Below are 17,234 nucleotides of genomic sequence, written 5' to 3'. Positions count from 1 at the left end.
AAGGCGCAGCAGAAGCCGGCGCCATCGAGGGTGCGGGTTCAACTTACAGCCAGGCCGTCTCACGGTTGTGACTTTTGCATGACCGTGTGGGGAAGGCGCCGCAGCTGTTTGACAGCGTGCTTCGGGCAACCCTAGAATTTTTGCTTCCATTCCTGCGACCATTGCGAGCCTGACATGAACCTGTGACGCCTTCGGACCTTCGTCCGACCCATCCCCCGAAGCCCTTTGCCGGCCGACGGCGGACGCCTGCGTCACCTCCTGCCTGTTCGTTGATTGCTCTGCGTTTCCTGAACGCAACCCGGCGTCGCCGTGCGGCCTCCTTTCGGAATTTTTGAAAGAGTGCCCATGACGGAATCCATCGATATCCTTGCCCACAACACGGCCGCCTGGAACCAGCAGGCTGCCAAGTCCTGCGACTGGTCGCGCCCGGTCGACAGCGCCGAAATAGCACGGGCCCGCGCCGGAAGCTGGCAGGCGCGGCTCACGCCAGGCCCCTTGCCTGCCGGCTGGCTGGATAATGTACGCGGCCTGCGCATCCTCTGCCTTGCCAGCGGCGGCGGCCAGCAGGCGCCCATTCTTGCGGCAGCGGGCGCCCAGGTCACCGTCTTCGACGCCTCAGCCGGCCAGCTTGCGCAGGACTGGCATGTGGCCGAGCGCGAAGGCCTTGCGCTGACCTGCGTGCAGGGCGATATGCGCGATCTGGGGGTCTTTGCAGACGCCAGCTTTGATGTGATCTTTCACCCCATCTCCAACCTCTACGTGCCCGATGTGCGGCCCGTGTGGCGTGAATGCGCGCGGGTGCTGACGACGGGCGGGCGTCTTCTGTCCAGCTTCTGGAATCCGGTGGTCTTCGTGGAGGACCGTGATCCTGCATTGCGCGAGCAAGGACTCGTGCGGCCCGCCTGGCGCCTGCCGTATTCTGATGTGACGGATTTGCCGCCCGAGGCGATTGCGGCCAAGCGCGAGCGCAACGAGGCCCTGGTGTTCGGCCATACGCTGGCCGATCAGATCGGGGGGCAGTTGGATGCGGGGCTTGTGCTGACGGGCTTCCACGAGGACTGGCAGCCCCACGCCCGTTTTGTGATCGAGAAGTTCGTGCCGACCTTCATTGCGACATGTTCGATGAAGGTCTGAACGCGCTACCTACGGCCTGGACCGCCCTTGCCGCGCTCAGGTGCGCAAGGCCGGTATCCAGGTCTGTTGCTGGGCGGGTTCTGCCACGGGCTGCGCCGGTTGCGGTCGGGGAGCAGGGCCTTTGGCCTGGGGCGATGGCTGGGCCTGCCGCACCTGCTCGGCGCCGGACTTGGCCAGCAGCAGCATCACGGCCATGCAGATCAACGTCAGCAAGAGCACCACGCAGATGGGGCCCAGATCCACGGAGGCGATGTCCAGCCCCTTCAGCGACTGCCAGCGTTCTGAGCGTATTTCCAGCGGTTCTTCGGGATCGGCCATGACACCTCCACTGCGTTGAGTGTGCCTCCATGCTAGGCGCAAGTGAGCATGCAAACAATATGGGAACTTCGCCAGGATGCGAGGGTATACCGCAGGCAGCTACTTGACCCACATCAATTGCGCCGCCACGGCCAGGGCGATGGCCAGCAGCACCAGCAGCACCAGCCTTGCCACGATGGTGACCGCCTCGCGGCGCGCTGCTTTGCGGGTGTTGCGCGGACGAGGTGGGGTAGGCGGCGGCTCTGTGGCATCCAGGGCTGCAATTCTTTCCAGCCAGTCCTGGGTTGTTGGCAGGGCAGTGGCGGGCGGTGACGAGGACGGGGACGAACCGGGCTTGCCGCGGTTCATGGCTCCAGCTCCTGCCGCATCTCTTCCAGCACCTCCAAGGCGCCCTGGATCATGGCCTGCCTGTGCTCCAGCGCAGCCTTCTGGGTCTGCAGCCGTTCCAGCTGCTCGGCTACCTGCGCCTCGTCGGCCCGCAGCTTCTTCAGCCGCTCCTGTATGGCCTCCATTTCCGGGGCGCTCATCTGCCAATCCTCCAGCATGCGAAGGGCGTGGCACGTGGCCCGGTCCCTTCTCACAATTCACACGATGCCGGCAATTATCTGTGCGTCTTAGCGACTGGCTATGAATGAATTGATATAGATTGTCATCGGCTGGCGCAGAAGGGGGCCGAAAGCTTGCCGCTGCACGCGCACGGTGCTGCGCAGAGCAGAGCAGCGCAGTTCAATGCGCGAGGAATTTGAGAAAGATCCGCCCCTGCCGCGTTCTGACCTCGGTCCCTTCTATAAAGCCCATCAGTCTGGCCGAGCCGTCCATGGAGTACAGCGCCGGCCCATCGATGCGGTAGATGAGCCTGGTCCCGCACCGGACGAATTCATCGCCTTCGACACGCCCGATTTCGTGTCCGCGCCCATCAAGCACAGTCCACGAGCGTCCTGCAATCATGGCCTCACCCGGCGGTTGCCGGTCTCCAAGTAAAAGCGTCAATCTAAGGAACGCTGGGCGTCTGAGTCTGAGCGAATCTGAGCAGGTGTGTAAAGCCGGGCCACCGATGCCTCGGGTGGCACCCTGCGCGAATTCGTGCGCGCCCGGCCCAAGCCGCATCACGCCGGCCAAAAGAAGCTGGCTGCGGTCTAGGGGCACTGCGCGCTTGGGCGCTTGAGTGGTGCGCAGGCAAGTAGAATTGTTTCATATCAAAGACATGCTGCTCTGAAAGTTGCAGCGACCGGGCCCGCTTGGCGGGCCTTGTGCATGGGGCGCCGTCCCGCAGCCTGTATCTGGGTGCATGTCCTGATTCTCTGTGGGCCCGGCCTGCGATCCAATCTCGCGCATGGGGCTGAGCCTTCTCGTCAAATTGCTCTCATTTATGAAGTTCTGCTGTCGCCAACCGGATGCGCCTGTGGCATTGCCTTGCGGCTTGCCTGGGGTCGGTTCCGTCCGGTGGACGCTGCGCTGCGGAGGGCGGAGGTGAACGAGCAGGCGCTGTACGATCTGGCCCCCGTTCTGGAGCTGATGCTGCTGGGCCTGTTGCTGGCGCTGGGACCCTTGGCCTGGGTGTGGCTGCGCAACCGCAACGGTGGCTCGCTCAAGCGGCTGCAGGCACTGTCGGTGCTGACGCTGTTCCTGACTTTCGACCTGGTGCTGTTCGGCGCCTTTACGCGTTTGACCGATTCCGGCCTGGGCTGCCCTGACTGGCCGGGCTGCTATGGCAGCGCCAGCCCCATGGGCGCCCGCGCGCAGATTGCCGAGGCGCAGGCCGCCATGCCCACCGGGCCGGTGACGCATGGCAAGGCATGGATAGAGATGGTCCACCGCTATCTGGCCACCACCGTGGGCGTGCTCATCATCGCCATGACCATCATGGCCTGGCGGCGTGTGCGCCGCCAGGGCAGGGCGGGCGCCGAAGGCGTGGAAGGCGCACGGCGGGGGGCCATGAGCCCCTGGTGGCCCACGCTGGCGCTGTTCTGGGTCTGCCTGCAGGGTGCCTTTGGCGCCTGGACCGTGACCATGAAGCTGTTTCCGGCCATCGTGACCCTGCACCTGCTGGGCGGCACGGGCCTGCTGGCCTTGCTGTGCGTGCCCGCCGTGGGGCTGAGCCGGGCGGCTCGCCAGCAGCAGGCAACGGTGATTTCCCCGGGCCTGCGTGCTCTGCTGTGGCTGGGCCTGGGCTTGCTGGTGCTGCAGGTGGCACTGGGTGGCTGGGTCAGCACCAACTATGCGGTGCTGGCCTGCAGCAGTTTTCCGACCTGCCAGGGCAGTTGGTGGCCGGCCATGGATTTTTCGCAGGCGCTGCAGATCTGGCGTCCGCTGGGCCTGCTGCAGGACGGCAGCAACATCAGCCTTGCGGGCCTCACGGCCATCCACTATCTGCACCGCCTTGCGGCCTATGTGGTGGTGGCCGCGCTTGCCGGGCTGTGGTGGCGGTTGGGCGAGGCGCCTGCCCTGGCGCCGCAGCGCCGCGTGCTGGCTGCGTTTTTGGTGTTGCAGGTGCTGACAGGCCTGTCGAACGTGGTGCTGGACTGGCCGCTGGTGGCCGCGGTGCTGCATACGGGTGGCGCAGCCGCGCTGGTGACCGTGATTGTTTGGTGCCTGGCGGCCAGTCGCCCGGGCACGCTGCGGGCCGGGTTGCCGGTTGCCCGTGGAGAGATTGCATGAGTAAACAAGCTTCCCTGAGTGTCGAGTCCTCACGCTGGACGCAGTTCTATGCCCTGACCAAGCCCCGCGTGGTGCAGTTGATCGTGTTCTGCGCGCTGATCGGCATGGTGCTGGCCGTGCCGGGCTGGCCCAACGCCGACCAGTGGCTGCACATGGCGCTGGCCTGCCTGGGCATCTGGCTGGTGGCGGGCGCAGCAGCGGCCTTCAACTGCCTGGTGGAGCGCCATATCGATGCGCGCATGAAGCGCACCTCCTGGCGGCCCACGGCGCGCGGGGAGCTGACCAGCCAGCAGGCCCTGGCCTTCTCGGCCATCCTGTGCACGCTGGGTGCGCTGGTGCTGCTGCTGTGCACCAATCCGCTGACCATGTGGCTGACGCTGGCCACCTTCGTGGGCTATGCCGTGATCTACACGGTGATCCTCAAGCCCGCCACGCCGCAGAACATCGTGATCGGCGGCGCCTCCGGCGCCATGCCGCCCGTGCTGGGCTGGGCCGCGATGACGGGCCAGGTCGGACCCGAGGCGCTGATCCTGTTTCTCATCATCTTCCTGTGGACGCCTCCGCATTTCTGGGCGCTGGCGCTGTACCGCGTGGAGGACTACCGCCAGTCGGGCCTGCCGATGCTGCCCGTCACGCATGGCAGCGAGTACACGCGGCTGCAGATCCTGCTGTACACGGTGATCCTGTTCGCAGCCTGCATGCTGCCCTTCATGTACGGCATGAGCTCCTGGCTGTACCTGGTGGTGGCCGTGGTGTTGAGCGTGGGCTTTTGCGGCTATGCCTTCGCGCTGTGGCGCAATTACTCGGACGAGCTGTCGCGCAGGACTTTCCGCTTCTCGCTGGTGCATCTGAGCGTGCTGTTCCTGGCACTGCTGATCGATCACTACCTCTGGCTGGGCTGATGGCCTGAGGGCCATGGCCGCGCAATGACAAACCGGGCCCTTGAGGCCCGGTTTGTCTTGGTGCCTGCCGTCTTACTTGATCTGCCGCTTTTCCAGCTTGCGCGCCAGCGTGCGCCGGTGCATGCCCAGGCGGCGTGCGGCCTCGGAGATGTTGAAGTCGCTCTCGGCCAGGGTTTCGTGGATGTGTTCCCACTCCAGTGTCTTGATGGAAGTGGGGTTGCGCGACAGCTCCACGTCGGTGCGGCCTTCGAGGCGGCCGAAGGCGGCCTCGATGTCGTCGGTGTTGGACGGCTTGGCCAGGTAGTGGCAGGCGCCGAGCTTGACGGCCTCCACGGCCGTGGCAATGCTGGCATAGCCGGTGAGCACGACGATCAGCGCCTCGGGGTTGTGCTGGTGCAGCATCTGCACGCAGCTCAGGCCCGAGGCATTGCCGGCCAGCTTGAGGTCCATGACGGCGTATTGCGGCGAATGCGTCTGCAGCAGCTCGCGCACTTCCTCGGCGCTGGCGGCCTGCAGCACGCGGTAGCCGCGCCGCTCGAACGATCGCGTCAGCGTGCGTGCAAACGTTGCATCGTCTTCAACCAGCAGCAGGAGGCGGGAGCTGTCCATGGGCAATTCGGGTTCCTGTGGGCGCCGCTTCAGGCGCCGGGTTCAATGGCAATCGATGACAGGGGCAGGCGGATCTCCACCTCGCTGCCCCTGGGCGGGGTGTTCCTCACCTGAACGCGTCCGCCCAGCGAGCGCGCCACGTTGAGCACCAGGAACAGGCCCAGTCCGCGGCCCGGGCGCTCCGTCTTGGTGGAGATATGGCGCTGGCCCAGCTGCTCCAGCACGGCAGGTGCAAAGCCGGGACCCTTGTCGCGCACGGTGATGCACAGCATGCCGGTGCGCACGGACAGGTGCAGCGCCACATGGCCGGGAGATGCCTCGGCGGCATTGTCGAGCACATTGCAAACCATTTGCTGCAACGCGGTATCCGAAAGAATGGGGAAGTCCTCTTCGGCCTGGACATAGTCGAAACGCTCCACCGCATGGCGTGACTGCCATTGGGCGACCACTCCATCCATGAAGGCATGCAAGGTCGTGGCCTGGGGCGCGTCGGCGCGGGTTTCGCCGGCGGACATGAGCACGCTGGAGACGATGGATTTGCAGCGCAGCAGCTGCTGCTGCATCTCCTGCAGGTCGGCGAGCAGATCGGGATCTTGCGTGATGACGGGCATGCGCTGCCAGTCGCCCAGGATGACGGACATGGTCGACAGCGGCGTGCCCAGCTCGTGCGCCGCGCCCGTGGCCAGCAGGCCCATGCGCACGATGTGCTCTTCCTCGCTGGCGCGCTGGCGCATGTTGGCCAGCCGCGCGTCGCGCCGTCGCAGGTTGGAGACGATGCGGCGCAGGAAGACCACCAGCAGCACTGTGGTCAGCCCGAAGCTGATCAGGATGCCGCTCACGTACAGGCCGGGCAGCCCGTCCGGCCCCGCCGCGCCAATGGGCAGGGGCCAGTGCACGATGGCCAGCACCAGGGTGCACAGCGATGTGCTGGCGACGATGATCCAGGCGTGCACGGGCCTGAGCAGCACGGCGCCCAGAATGCCCTGCAGCAGGAACAGGTAGATGAAGGGATTGCTGGCGCCGCCGCTCAGATACAGCTGTATGGCCAGGGCGAGCACGTCGGCCAGCAGGGCCAGGAACAGGTTGCGCGCCGAGATCTGGCGGCGGTGGCTGCGGTACCAGTAGATGTAGCCAAGATTGGTGAAGACGCTGGCCATCAGCACCAGGGCCATGGCCGGCAGCGGCAGGTTGATGCCGAAGCCGTAGTGCACCAGGGAGATGGTGATCACCTGCCCGACCACGGCAAACCAGCGCAGCTGTATCAGCAGCTGCATGTTCTGGCGTTCGGTGGTGCGCTCGACGCGGAACAGGGACTCTGAAGGCGAATTCACGCGGGCGATTGTGCGCTACCGCAGGCAGCCGTGGCGCGGCAGGGTCTTGTAGAGGACTGAAGAAAAAGGGCCACCGATGTCATCGATGGCCCCATTGCCTGCGCAAGGCGGTTCTATGGCTTGCCGGCCGGCTGCTGGTCATTGCGCCTGACCAGCCAGGCGGCACCGACCACCATCAGCGCCAATCCGTACCAGGTCAGTGCGTAGACCATGTGGCTGTTGGGAAAGCGGATCACGGTCATGCCCGGGCGCGGCCAGGTGCCGTCCGCCACGGGCTGGCCGGGCAGGCCGGCGTCGATGAAATAGGGCGCTGCCTTGCCAAGGCCCTGGGCCTGTGCAATGGCCGCCACATCGCGCGAGAACCAGCGCTGCTGAGCAGGATCGTTCTCGCGCAGAAAACCGCCGCGCGGCTCGCTGATGCGCAGCAGGCCGGACACCGTTACCTGGTCCTGGGATGCCTGCCCGGGCTGCGCCTGCCAGCGTGCGCGCTGCTCCGTGGGGATGAAGCCCCGGTTGACCAGCACCTGGCTGCCATCGTCCAGCTGCAGCGGCGTCAGCACCCAGAAGCCTGCTCCCAGCTCGGTCACGGCCTGGGTCAGCACGGTCTTGCCTGTCAGCCATTGGCCGCTGGCCTGCACGGCGCGGTATTCATGGTCTGCGGCCGTGATCTGCGGCCATTCGGCGGGCGGGGGCAGGGCAGCGGGCGCGGCGTGCACGCGCTGCTCCACGCGCTCTATGAGATCCAGCTTCCAGGCGCGGCGCTGCACCTGCCAGCTGCCCAGGAAGATGAAGCCCAAAAACAAGGCGATGCCCACCGAGATGAGCATCGCCTGAGCGAGTGGGCCGCGCCGGCGCGATGCGCCTGCGCGGCTGGAGGGCCCGGAGTTTCCGGATGCGGTCAAGGCGTGACCACGGCCGGTGCCGTCTGCGCCGCAGGATCGGTCGGCATGGTGTGCTGGGGCATCATGTTGGTGTTCATGTGGAACATGACCCACAGCGTGCCTGCGATGCCGATGGCCACGAAGACCACGGTGAAGATGGTGGACAGCAGGGTCCAGCCGCCTTCGATCTTGCCGTTCATGTGCAGGAAGAAGACCATGTGGACCAGGATCTGCACCACGGCGAAGCCGCCGAGCACCATCACGGCCGTCGAGCGGTCAGAGATGATGTTGCCCATCACCAGCCAGAACGGGATGGCCGTCAGGATGATCGAGAGCACGAAGCCCCACATGTAGCCCGAGAACGTGCTGTGCGGGCCGGCATCGTGGTGGTGGTCGTCATGGCCGTGATGGTCGTGGTGACCCTGGCCGGCGTGGATGTCGTGTGCAGCCATTTACAGCACCCCCATCAGATAAACAAAAGTGAAGACGCCGATCCAGACCACGTCCAAGAAGTGCCAGAACATCGACAGGCACATCAGGCGGCGGTTGTTCTCGTGCGTCAGGCCGTGCTTGTTGATCTGGATCATCAGCGTGACCAGCCAGATCAGGCCGAAGGTCACGTGCAGGCCGTGGGTGCCCACCAGCGTGAAGAACGAGGACAGGAAGGCGCTGCGCTGAGGGCCAGCGCCCTCGTGCAGCAGGTGGGAGAACTCATAGAGTTCCAGGCCCAGGAAGCACAGGCCGAACAGGCCGGTGATGGCCAGCCACATCTGCGTGCCGCCCAGCTTGCCCTGCTGCTTTTGCAGCATGGCGAAGCCGAAGGTGATGGACGACAGCAGCAGGAAGGCCGTGTTCATCGCCACCAGGGGCAGGTCGAACAGCTGGGCGCCCGTGGGGCCTGCAGCGTAGTTGCGGCCCAGCACGCCATAGGTGGCGAACAGCGCTGCAAAGATCAGGCAGTCGCTCATCAGGTAGAGCCAGAAGCCCAGAGCGGTGCCGTTTTCGGGATGGGGCTCCTCGGCGAGGTGGTACTCACGCGGGGCCAGGGCGGCAGCGCCGCCTGCGGTGTAACGGATATCAGACATGACGTGCCAGCTGTTGTGTGCGCAGTTCTTCCGTGGCCGCGACTTCCGCGGCGGGGATGTAGTAGTCGCGCTTGTAGTTGAACGTGTGGATGATCGACGCCAGCACGGTGGCGGCGAAGGACACGATGGCCAGGGGCCACATGTGCCAGATCATCGCGAAGCCGAAGACCGTGGACAGCGCAGCGATCACGACACCGGCGCCGGTGTTGGCGGGCATGTGCACGGGCTTGAAGCCGGTCAGCGGACGCTGGTAGCGGTGCTTCTTCATATCCCACCAGGCATCGATCTCATGCACCACGGGCGTGAAGGCGAAGTTGTACTGGGGCGGGGGCGAGGATGTGGCCCACTCCAGCGTGCGGCCTTCCCATGGATCGCCGGTTTCGTCACGCAGCTGGTCGCGCTTGAAGTAGCTGACCACGAGCTGCATCAGGAAGCTGCCGATGCCCAGGGCCACCAGGCCTGCGCCGCAGGCGGCGATGATGAACCAGATCTGCAGCGAGGGGTCCTCGAAGTGGTTGGCGCGGCGCGTCACACCCATCAGGCCCAGCACGTACAGCGGCGTGAAGGCCACCCAGAAGCCGACCAGCCAGAACCAGAACGAGCACTTGCCCCAGAACTCGTCGAGCTTGTAGCCGAAGGCCTTGGGGAACCAGAAGTTGATGCCGGCGAACACGCCGAACACCACGCCGCCGATGATCACGTTGTGGAAGTGGGCGATCAGGAACAGGCTGTTGTGCAGCACGAAGTCGGCCGGGGGAACGGCCAGCAGCACGCCGGTCATGCCGCCGATGGCGAAGGTGCACATGAAGCCCACGGTCCACAGCATCGGCACGGTGAAGCGGATGCGGCCGCGGTACATGGTGAACAGCCAGTTGAAGATCTTGGCGCCCGTCGGGATCGAAATGATCATCGTCGTGATGCCGAAGAACGTGTTCACGCTGGCGCCCGAGCCCATGGTGAAGAAGTGGTGCAGCCACACCAGGTAGGACAGGATGGTGATACACACCGTCGCGTACACCATGGAGGTGTAGCCGAACAGGCGCTTGCGGCTGAAGGTCGAGACGATCTCGGAGAAGATGCCGAAGCACGGCAGGATCAGGATGTAGACCTCGGGGTGGCCCCAGATCCAGATCAGGTTCACGTACAGCATGGGGTTGCCGCCCAGGTCGTTCGTGAAGAAGTTCGTGCCGACGTAGCGGTCCAGCGACATCAGCACCAGGGCTGCTGTCAGGATGGGGAACGAGGCCACGATCAGCGCGTTGGTGCACAGGGCAGTCCAGGTGAAGACGGGCATCTTCATCAGGTTCATGCCGGGTGCGCGCATCTTGATGATGGTCACGATCAGGTTGATGCCCGACAGCGTGGTGCCGACACCGGCCACCTGCAACCCCCAGATGTAGTAGTCAAGCCCCACCCCCGGGTTCTGCGCCCCCAGGTTGGACAGGGCCAGCCAGCCGGAGGTGGAGAACTCGCCCAGGAACAGCGAGATCATCACCAGCACGGCGCCGCCCGTGGTCATCCAGAAGCTGAAGTTGTTCAGGAACGGGAAGGACACGTCGCGGGCGCCGATCTGCAGCGGCACCAGGTAGTTCATCAGGCCGGTCACGAAGGGCATGGCCACGAAGAAGATCATGATCACGCCGTGGGCCGTGAAGATCTGGTCGTAGTGGTGCGGAGGCAGGTAGCCCAGGTTGTCGCCGAAGGCCATGGCCTGCTGCAGGCGCATCATCAGCGCATCTGCGAAGCCGCGCAGCAGCATGACCAGACCCAGGATCATGTACATGATGCCGATCTTCTTGTGGTCGATGCTGCACAGCCAGTCGCGCCACAGCGGGCCCCACAGGCGGAACTTGGTGAGAAGGCCCAGCACGCCGAGGCCGCCGAGCACCACGGCGATGAAGGTCACCAGCACGATGGGCTCATGCGCCATCGGGATGGAGTCCCAGGTGATGCGTCCCAGCAGCCAGTGGGCCTGTGCCGGGGAGGTATGTTCAGACATATCGAGTCTCTTAGGTCGTTTTGGAACGGGCGGCGGGCTGGCCGTCGTCCGCTTCCGCTATCTGCTTATTGCTGTGCGCTGGCGGCCGAGCCGTCGCGCTGGTCCAGGAAGGCCACGACGCGGTCGGCGTTTTGCACCGTGCACACATCCTGGGGCAGGTTCATGCCCACGGCCTTGAGATAGGCTTCACCGCCTGCGGCATCGATGGCCATCATGTGGTGCATGCACATCTTGCCTTCCTCGACGCAGCGGTTGAGCACCTTGTCGTACAGGCCTTCGTCCACGGTGGCGAAGCGCTCGACCGGGTTGCGCTCGCTGGGCTTGACCAGATTCAGGTAGGTGTCGCGGTTCAGGGCCTTGCCTTCGGACTTGGCCTTGGCAACCCACTGCTCGAATTCCTCGTCGCTGAGGCCGTGGAACTTGAACGTCATGCCCGAGAAGCCGGCGCCGCTGTAGTGCGATGCCAGGCCGTGGAACACACCGGTCTTGTTGATCACTGCGTTCAGCTCGGTCTGCATGCCGGGCATGGCATAGATCATGCCGGCCAGGTCAGGCACGTAGAAGGCGTTCATCGTCGAGGTGGCGGTCAGCTTGAAGTGGATGGGACGATCCACGGGAGCGGCCAGCTCGTTGACGGTGGCGATGCCCTTTTCAGGGATGAAGAACAGCCACTTCCAGTCCATGGCCACGACCTGCACTTCCAGCGGCTTGACATCGGTGCTCAAGGGCTTGGAGGCCGAGACGCGGTCCAGCGGGCGGTAGGGGTCGAGCTTGTGGGTGCTGATCCAGGTGATGGCGCCCAGCGCGATGATGATCATCAGCGGCACGGACCAGATCACCAGCTCCAGCGTGGTGGAGTGGTGCCATTCGGGGTCGTAGTGGGCCTCGGTGTTCGACTGGCGGTATTTCCAGGCGAACAGCAGCGTGAGGATGATCACCGGGATGATGATGATCAGCATCAGCAAGGTGGCCGTGACCACCAGGTTGCCTTGCTGCGCGGCGATATCGCCGGCCGGGTTGAGCACGACGGCTTTGCTGCAGCCAGTGAGACTGGCTGTCAAAGCGGCCGCGGTGAGCCACGCAGGCCCACGGAGTTCCTTGATTTTTAGCATGCTAGGGGCGCAACAAGAGCGCGTTTACATAGAAACGCGGATTACAAGATCCGGGCAAATGTATTACGAAGTATAAATTTGTCCATTGGACATTTTGTCCAACGTCAAGGAGAAGCCGGGAACTTTCTGCTACCTGGCGGGGCAGGCAGCGGGGTCCCGGCGATCCGGAGGCCGCATTTTTCGGCCGCGCGCAGCAGGAAAAACACCAAGTCCGGTCGAGGTGAAACCGCCTTGCGCCAGATCAAGCGAGGGCGTAGAACGGAGCTGTCAGTGAGACGAGACAAGGAGCATCCATCTATGAGCGGCCTCGACACAACTGCAAGCTTCCCCAACGGAAGCTACGAAAGCAAGGAATCTCTGTCCCGCGCCGACACCCACGAAGATGTCACGCCCAACGAGATCGCCGTCGGCGTGATCCTGGGGCGATCCTCGGAGTACTTCGACTTCTTCGTGTTCGGCATCGCCTGCGTGCTGGTCTTCCCGGCACTGCTGTTCCCCTATCTTTCCAAGCTTGACGGCACGTTGATGTCGTTCGGCATCTTCGCGCTGGCCTTCGTGGCGCGGCCGTTGGGCACGGCGCTGTCCATGGCCGTGCAGCGGCGCTGGGGCCGGGCGACCAAGCTGACGCTGGCGCTCTTCCTGCTGGGCGTGTGTACGGTGGGCATGGCCTTCCTGCCCAGCTACCAGCAGGCGGGCGTGAACGCCATCATCGTGCTGGCGCTGCTGCGCATCGGCCAGGGCATTGCACTGGGCGGCTCCTGGGACGGACTGCCGTCGCTGCTGGCCATGTCGGCGCCCCAGAACCGGCGGGGCTGGTATTCGATGATCGGGCAGTTGGGTGCGCCGCTGGGCTTTGTGCTGGCGGCAGGCCTGTTTGCCTTCATCTATGCGCATGTGGATGCCGACGAGTTCCTCAGCTGGGGCTGGCGCTATCCCTTCTGCGTGGCCTTTGCCATCAACGTGGTGGCACTGTTTGCCCGGTTGCGCCTGGTGGTGGGCCAGTCCTACACCGAGCTGCTGGCGCAGCGTGAGCTGGAGCCCATGGGCGTGGTGCCGCTGATGCGCGACGAGGGCCGCAACGTGGTCATCGGCGCCTTTGCAGCCCTTGCCAGCTTTGCGCTCTTCCACCTGGTGACCATCTTCCCGCTGTCCTGGATCTCGCTGTATTCGGACCAGTCGGTGAACCATGTGCTGGGCGTGCAGATCGTTGGCGCCTTCTGTGCGGCCGGCGCCATCATGGTTTCGGGCTGGCTGGCCGACCGGGTGGGGCGGCGCAACACGCTGGGCACCATGGCCTGCCTGATCGGCATCTTCAGCTTTGTGGCTCCCTGGCTGCTGGGCAGCGGCACCACGGGCAACAACGTGTTCATCATCGTCGGCTTCATCCTGCTGGGCCTGTCCTACGGGCAGGCGGCAGGCACGGTGACGGCCAACTTCCCCTCGCGCTATCGCTATACGGGCGCGGCCCTGTCCTCGGACATGGCCTGGCTGGTCGGCGCGGCCTTTGCCCCGCTGGTGGCGCTGGGCGTGTCCTCGCGCTTCGGACTGGTGGCGCTGGGCATCTATCTGCTGTCGGGCGCGCTGTGCACGCTGGCGGCGCTGGGCATCAACCGGGCCATCGAGACGCGCGACTGAACGGGCCCTTGCAAGCCAAAGGCCGGCTCTGCCGGCCTTTTTTGTCGCCGGGCCGCCCCAAGGCAAAAAGCTGGCCCCCTGGGGGGCAGCGGACCTTGCGAAGCAGGGGAGCGTGGGGGCATTTTTCGTTGCGGCTCCGCCTCAGGGGTTTTCACCGTAGCGCTGCTTGAAGTCGAATTCGAGCCTGTCGCAGTCCTGCACCGATTCAAACTGCCGCGTCTTGCGCTCGGCCTCTGGCCGCGCGGTTTCCTTGCGGCAGATCTTGATGGTTTCGCGCTCCACCCAGCGCGCCTCACCTTCGGGCGTGGACAGCAGCTGCCCGGCCAGCATGAGCACACCGAAGAAAGCCACGGGCAGGCCGATGAGCCAGGGCACGATGCGGCTTTTGCCTGGTTGGGCCGATTCGGCGGAATGAGGCTCGGGTGTCGGTGGTTGCGCCATGGTGTGCTTGCTGTGGTTCCGGCTGGCGATTATCCAGGGCGCCCATCGCGCGCAGTCTGAGCGGGATCAGGGAACGGCGAGATCGCCTGTGCTAGCCATCTCCCCCATCTCCTGCATCAGCCATTTCTCCAGCGCAAGAATGTCGGCCCTGCGGCTCGGATGGGGCGCCACCCACAGCTGCAGGCGCCGCGGACCGGCCAGTCGCGCGCCGCTGTTGCGCGCGCATGTCAGCGATCCGGCCAGCGCGGCGGGCTGGAGATCGTGCTCAAGGGCGGGCAGATGGGAGGAGAGGCCTTCTTCGGCCACGTGCGTGATGGAGGCTAGGCAGGGCTCGCTGCCGCGACGATGGGGCAAACCTATAATGCGCGTTGGTCCCGACGGGACACCCTCCCGCCAGGGACAGCGCCCCGCGTGCGCGCTCCGAACTCCTAGACACCATGAGCACACCCACTTTCACCGTTGCCGACATTCGCAAGAGCTTTCTGGACTTTTTCGCATCCAAGGGCCACACCATCGTGGAGTCGAGCCCCCTGGTGCCCGGCAACGACCCGACGCTGATGTTCACCAACTCGGGCATGGTCCAGTTCAAGGACGTGTTCCTGGGTACCGACAAGCGCCCCTACACGCGTGCCACCTCGGTGCAGACCTGCCTGCGCGCAGGCGGCAAGCACAACGACCTGGAAAACGTGGGCTACACCGCCCGCCACCACACCTTCTTCGAGATGCTGGGCAACTGGTCCTTTGGCGACTACTTCAAGCGCGAGTCGCTCAAGTGGGCCTGGGAACTGCTGACCGAGGTCTACAAGCTGCCCAAGGAGCGCCTGCTGGCCACGGTCTACGCCGAGGACGACGAGGCCTACGACATCTGGACCAAGGAAATCGGCCTGCCGCCCGAGCGCGTGATCCGCATCGGCGACAACAAGGGCGGCCGCTACAAGAGCGACAACTTCTGGATGATGGCCGACACCGGCCCCTGCGGCCCCTGCTCGGAAATCTTCTACGACCACGGCGCGCACGTGGCCGGCGGCCCTCCGGGCAGCCCTGACGAAGACGGCGACCGCTTCATCGAGATCTGGAACAACGTGTTCATGCAGTTCGACATGGACGAGCAGGGCAACGTCAAGCCGCTGCCCGCCCCCTGCGTGGATACCGGCATGGGCCTGGAGCGCCTGGCCGCCATCCTGCAGCATGTGCACAGCAACTACGAGATCGACCTGTTCCAGGCACTGATCAAGGCGGCTGCGCGCGAGACGCATATTGCCGACCTCGAGACCCCGTCGCTCAAGGTCATTGCCGACCACATCCGCGCCACCTCCTTCCTGGTGGCCGACGGCGTGATCCCGTCCAACGAAGGCCGCGGCTACGTGCAGCGCCGCATCGTGCGCCGCGCCATCCGCCACGGCTACAAGCTGGGCCAGAAGACGCCGTTCTTTCACAAGCTGGTCAAGGACCTCGTGGCCGTGATGGGCGACGCCTATCCCAAGATCCGCGAGCAGGAAGCGCGCATCACCGAAGTGCTCAAGGTCGAGGAAGAACGCTTCTTCGAGACCCTGGCCAACGGCATGGAAATCCTGGATGCGGCGCTGGCCGGTGGCGCCAAGGTGCTGCCCGGCGACGTGGCCTTCAAGCTGCACGACACCTACGGCTTCCCGCTGGACCTGACCAACGACGTCTGCCGCGAGCGCGGCCTGGGCGTGGACGAGGCAGGCTTTCAGGCCGCCATGGAAGAACAGAAGAACAAGGCCCGCGCGGCTGGCAAGTTCAAGATGGACCGCGCCCTCGAGTACACGGGCCAGGCCAATGCCTTCACCGGCTACCAGAAGCTGGCCGAGGCCGCCAAGGTGGTGGCACTGTATGCCGAAGGCAGCGCCGTGCAGGAACTCAAGGCCGGCCAGAGCGGCGTGGTCGTGCTCGACACCACACCCTTCTACGCCGAGTCCGGCGGCCAGGTGGGCGACCAGGGCGTGATCAGCACCGCAGGCGCGCGCTTCGCGGTCGAGGACACGCTCAAGATCAAGGCCGATGTGTTCGGCCACCACGGCGTGCTGGAGTCCGGCAGCCTGAAGGTAGGTGATGCCGTGCAGGCCGAGGTGGACACGCAGCTGCGTGCCGCCACCATGCGCAACCACTCGGTCACGCACATCATGCACAAGGCCCTGCGCGAAGTGCTGGGCGACCACGTGCAGCAAAAGGGCTCGCTGGTCAACGCCGAGCGCACGCGCTTCGACTTTGCCCACAACCAGGCCGTGACCGCTGCCGAGATCCGCGAGATCGAGCGCCGCGTGAACGCCGAGATCCTGGCCAACACGCCCACCGACGCGCGGGTGATGGACATCGAATCGGCCAAGGCCACGGGCGCCATGATGCTGTTCGGCGAGAAGTACGGCGACTCCGTGCGCGTGCTGGACATCGGCACCAGCCGCGAGCTGTGCGGCGGCACCCACGTGCAGCGCACGGGCGACATCGGCCTGTTCAAGGTGGTGGGCGAAGGCGGCGTGGCCGCTGGCGTGCGCCGCATCGAGGCGGTGACCGGCGAGAACGCGCTGGCCTACCTGCAATCGCTGGAATCCACGGTGGACCAGGCGGCCGCTGCGCTGAAGGCGCCGACGGCCGAGCTGAACACCCGCATCGGCGGCGCGCTGGAGCAGATCCGTGCGCTGGAGAAGGAAGTGGCTGCGCTCAAGGGCAAGCTCGCTTCCAGCCAGGGCGACGAACTGGCCGGTCAGGCCGTCGACGTCAAGGGCATCAAGGTGCTGGCCGCCAGACTGGAAGGCGCCGATGCCAAGACCCTGCGCGAGACCATGGACAAGCTCAAGGACAAGCTGGGCGCCGCCGCCATCGTGCTGGCGGCGGTCGATGGCGACAAGGTGCAGCTGGCTGCCGGCGTGACCAAGGCCGAGACCTCGCGCATCAAGGCTGGCGAGCTGGTGAACTTCGTGGCCAGCCAGGTCGGCGGCAAGGGCGGCGGCAAGCCCGACATGGCCATGGCCGGTGGCACGGATGCAGCGGGCCTGCCGGCCGCGCTGGCCGCCGTGCAGGCCTGGGTGGCAGAGCGCGCCTGATCCAGCTGCGCGGCAGATGATTGCTGCTGCTCCCGCTTCGGGACGCCCCGGTGGATTCCTCCACCGG

At 65.3% G+C, this 17,234-nt stretch carries 17 protein-coding genes; 5 read left to right on the top strand and 12 right to left on the bottom strand.

What is annotated here, in order from left to right; translation table 11 throughout:
* The first annotated feature begins 345 nt into the window (after positions 1-345).
* Positions 346-1,134, top strand: coding sequence for a class I SAM-dependent methyltransferase (locus tag ACF8NF_RS10670; protein ID WP_392450565.1), 789 nt, complete (start codon positions 346-348; stop codon positions 1,132-1,134).
* Positions 1,135-1,170: 36 nt separating this feature from the next.
* On the opposite strand, the gene ACF8NF_RS10665 is transcribed toward ACF8NF_RS10670, so the two are convergent.
* The 3 genes from ACF8NF_RS10665 to ACF8NF_RS10655 all read right to left on the bottom strand — a co-directional run bounded on the left by ACF8NF_RS10665 (position 1,171) and on the right by ACF8NF_RS10655 (position 1,979).
* A complete protein-coding gene (locus tag ACF8NF_RS10665) occupies positions 1,171-1,452 on the bottom strand; it encodes a hypothetical protein (RefSeq protein ID WP_016447192.1) in 282 nt (93 codons plus the stop codon).
* A gap of 99 nt (positions 1,453-1,551) precedes the next feature.
* Positions 1,552-1,800 carry a hypothetical protein gene (locus ACF8NF_RS10660; RefSeq protein WP_392450564.1) on the bottom strand — a complete coding sequence of 83 codons (249 nt, stop codon included), beginning with the start codon at positions 1,798-1,800 and terminating at the stop codon, positions 1,552-1,554.
* Positions 1,797-1,979, bottom strand: a complete 183-nt coding sequence (locus ACF8NF_RS10655; protein WP_016447190.1) for a hypothetical protein — start codon at positions 1,977-1,979, stop codon at positions 1,797-1,799. The genes ACF8NF_RS10660 and ACF8NF_RS10655 overlap by 4 nt, the downstream gene beginning before the upstream one ends.
* Positions 1,980-2,922: 943 nt before the next feature.
* Between ACF8NF_RS10655 and ACF8NF_RS10650 the strand changes: the two genes are divergently transcribed.
* Together ACF8NF_RS10650 and cyoE are read left to right on the top strand one after the other, a co-directional pair.
* Entirely contained in the window at positions 2,923-4,110 is a 1,188-nt protein-coding gene (locus ACF8NF_RS10650; protein WP_392450563.1) for a heme A synthase, read from the top strand.
* The gene (gene cyoE, locus ACF8NF_RS10645; RefSeq protein WP_016447188.1) at positions 4,107-5,012 is read left to right on the top strand and encodes a heme o synthase; all 906 of its coding nucleotides are present in this window, start codon (positions 4,107-4,109) and stop codon (positions 5,010-5,012) included. The genes ACF8NF_RS10650 and cyoE overlap by 4 nt, the downstream gene beginning before the upstream one ends.
* A gap of 72 nt (positions 5,013-5,084) precedes the next feature.
* On the opposite strand, the gene ACF8NF_RS10640 is transcribed toward cyoE, so the two are convergent.
* The 7 genes from ACF8NF_RS10640 to cyoA all read right to left on the bottom strand — a co-directional run bounded on the left by ACF8NF_RS10640 (position 5,085) and on the right by cyoA (position 12,029).
* Complete coding sequence (locus ACF8NF_RS10640) at positions 5,085-5,621, bottom strand: response regulator transcription factor (RefSeq protein ID WP_012205888.1); 537 nt, start codon at positions 5,619-5,621, stop codon at positions 5,085-5,087.
* 29 nt (positions 5,622-5,650) lie between these two features.
* Positions 5,651-6,952 carry an ATP-binding protein gene (locus tag ACF8NF_RS10635; protein ID WP_016447187.1) on the bottom strand — a complete coding sequence of 434 codons (1,302 nt, stop codon included), beginning with the start codon at positions 6,950-6,952 and terminating at the stop codon, positions 5,651-5,653.
* Positions 6,953-7,065: 113 nt separating this feature from the next.
* A complete protein-coding gene (locus tag ACF8NF_RS10630) occupies positions 7,066-7,779 on the bottom strand; it encodes an SURF1 family protein (RefSeq protein WP_046239819.1) in 714 nt (237 codons plus the stop codon).
* Positions 7,780-7,850: 71 nt separating this feature from the next.
* Complete coding sequence (gene cyoD / locus ACF8NF_RS10625) at positions 7,851-8,285, bottom strand: cytochrome o ubiquinol oxidase subunit IV (protein WP_392450562.1); 435 nt, start codon at positions 8,283-8,285, stop codon at positions 7,851-7,853.
* Entirely contained in the window at positions 8,286-8,918 is a 633-nt protein-coding gene (gene cyoC / locus ACF8NF_RS10620; RefSeq protein WP_016447184.1) for a cytochrome o ubiquinol oxidase subunit III, read from the bottom strand.
* Positions 8,911-10,917 (bottom strand): cytochrome o ubiquinol oxidase subunit I, encoded by a 2,007-nt coding sequence (gene cyoB, locus ACF8NF_RS10615; protein WP_392450561.1) that lies wholly within the window; start codon positions 10,915-10,917, stop codon positions 8,911-8,913. Before cyoB ends, cyoC begins: the two co-directional genes overlap by 8 nt.
* Positions 10,918-10,982: 65 nt before the next feature.
* A complete protein-coding gene (gene cyoA / locus ACF8NF_RS10610) occupies positions 10,983-12,029 on the bottom strand; it encodes a ubiquinol oxidase subunit II (protein ID WP_016447182.1) in 1,047 nt (348 codons plus the stop codon).
* A gap of 297 nt (positions 12,030-12,326) precedes the next feature.
* On the opposite strand from cyoA, the gene ACF8NF_RS10605 reads away from it, so the two are divergent.
* Positions 12,327-13,664, top strand: a complete 1,338-nt coding sequence (locus ACF8NF_RS10605; protein WP_016447181.1) for an MFS transporter — start codon at positions 12,327-12,329, stop codon at positions 13,662-13,664.
* A 141-nt stretch (positions 13,665-13,805) separates the two neighbouring features.
* Here ACF8NF_RS10605 and ACF8NF_RS10600 read toward each other — a convergent pair whose 3' ends face one another.
* Positions 13,806-14,105: a hypothetical protein gene (locus tag ACF8NF_RS10600; RefSeq protein ID WP_016451656.1), complete on the bottom strand. Its 300-nt coding sequence runs from the start codon at positions 14,103-14,105 to the stop codon at positions 13,806-13,808.
* Between the two features lie 66 nt (positions 14,106-14,171).
* Entirely contained in the window at positions 14,172-14,459 is a 288-nt protein-coding gene (locus ACF8NF_RS10595) for a hypothetical protein (protein ID WP_392450560.1), read from the bottom strand.
* Positions 14,460-14,542: 83 nt separating this feature from the next.
* Between ACF8NF_RS10595 and alaS the strand changes: the two genes are divergently transcribed.
* On the top strand, positions 14,543-17,167 hold the full coding sequence (alaS, locus tag ACF8NF_RS10590; protein WP_016447179.1) for an alanine--tRNA ligase: 2,625 nt from the start codon (positions 14,543-14,545) through the stop codon (positions 17,165-17,167).
* Positions 17,168-17,234: the final 67 nt, after the last annotated feature.

It is taken from the genome of Delftia sp. WSY_22 (assembly GCF_043104185.1).
GTDB classification, from domain to species: Bacteria; Pseudomonadota; Gammaproteobacteria; order Burkholderiales; family Burkholderiaceae_C; genus Comamonas; species Comamonas tsuruhatensis.
The sequence above is the reverse complement of the archived record's forward strand: the minus strand, read 5'-3'. Positions and strand labels throughout refer to the sequence as shown.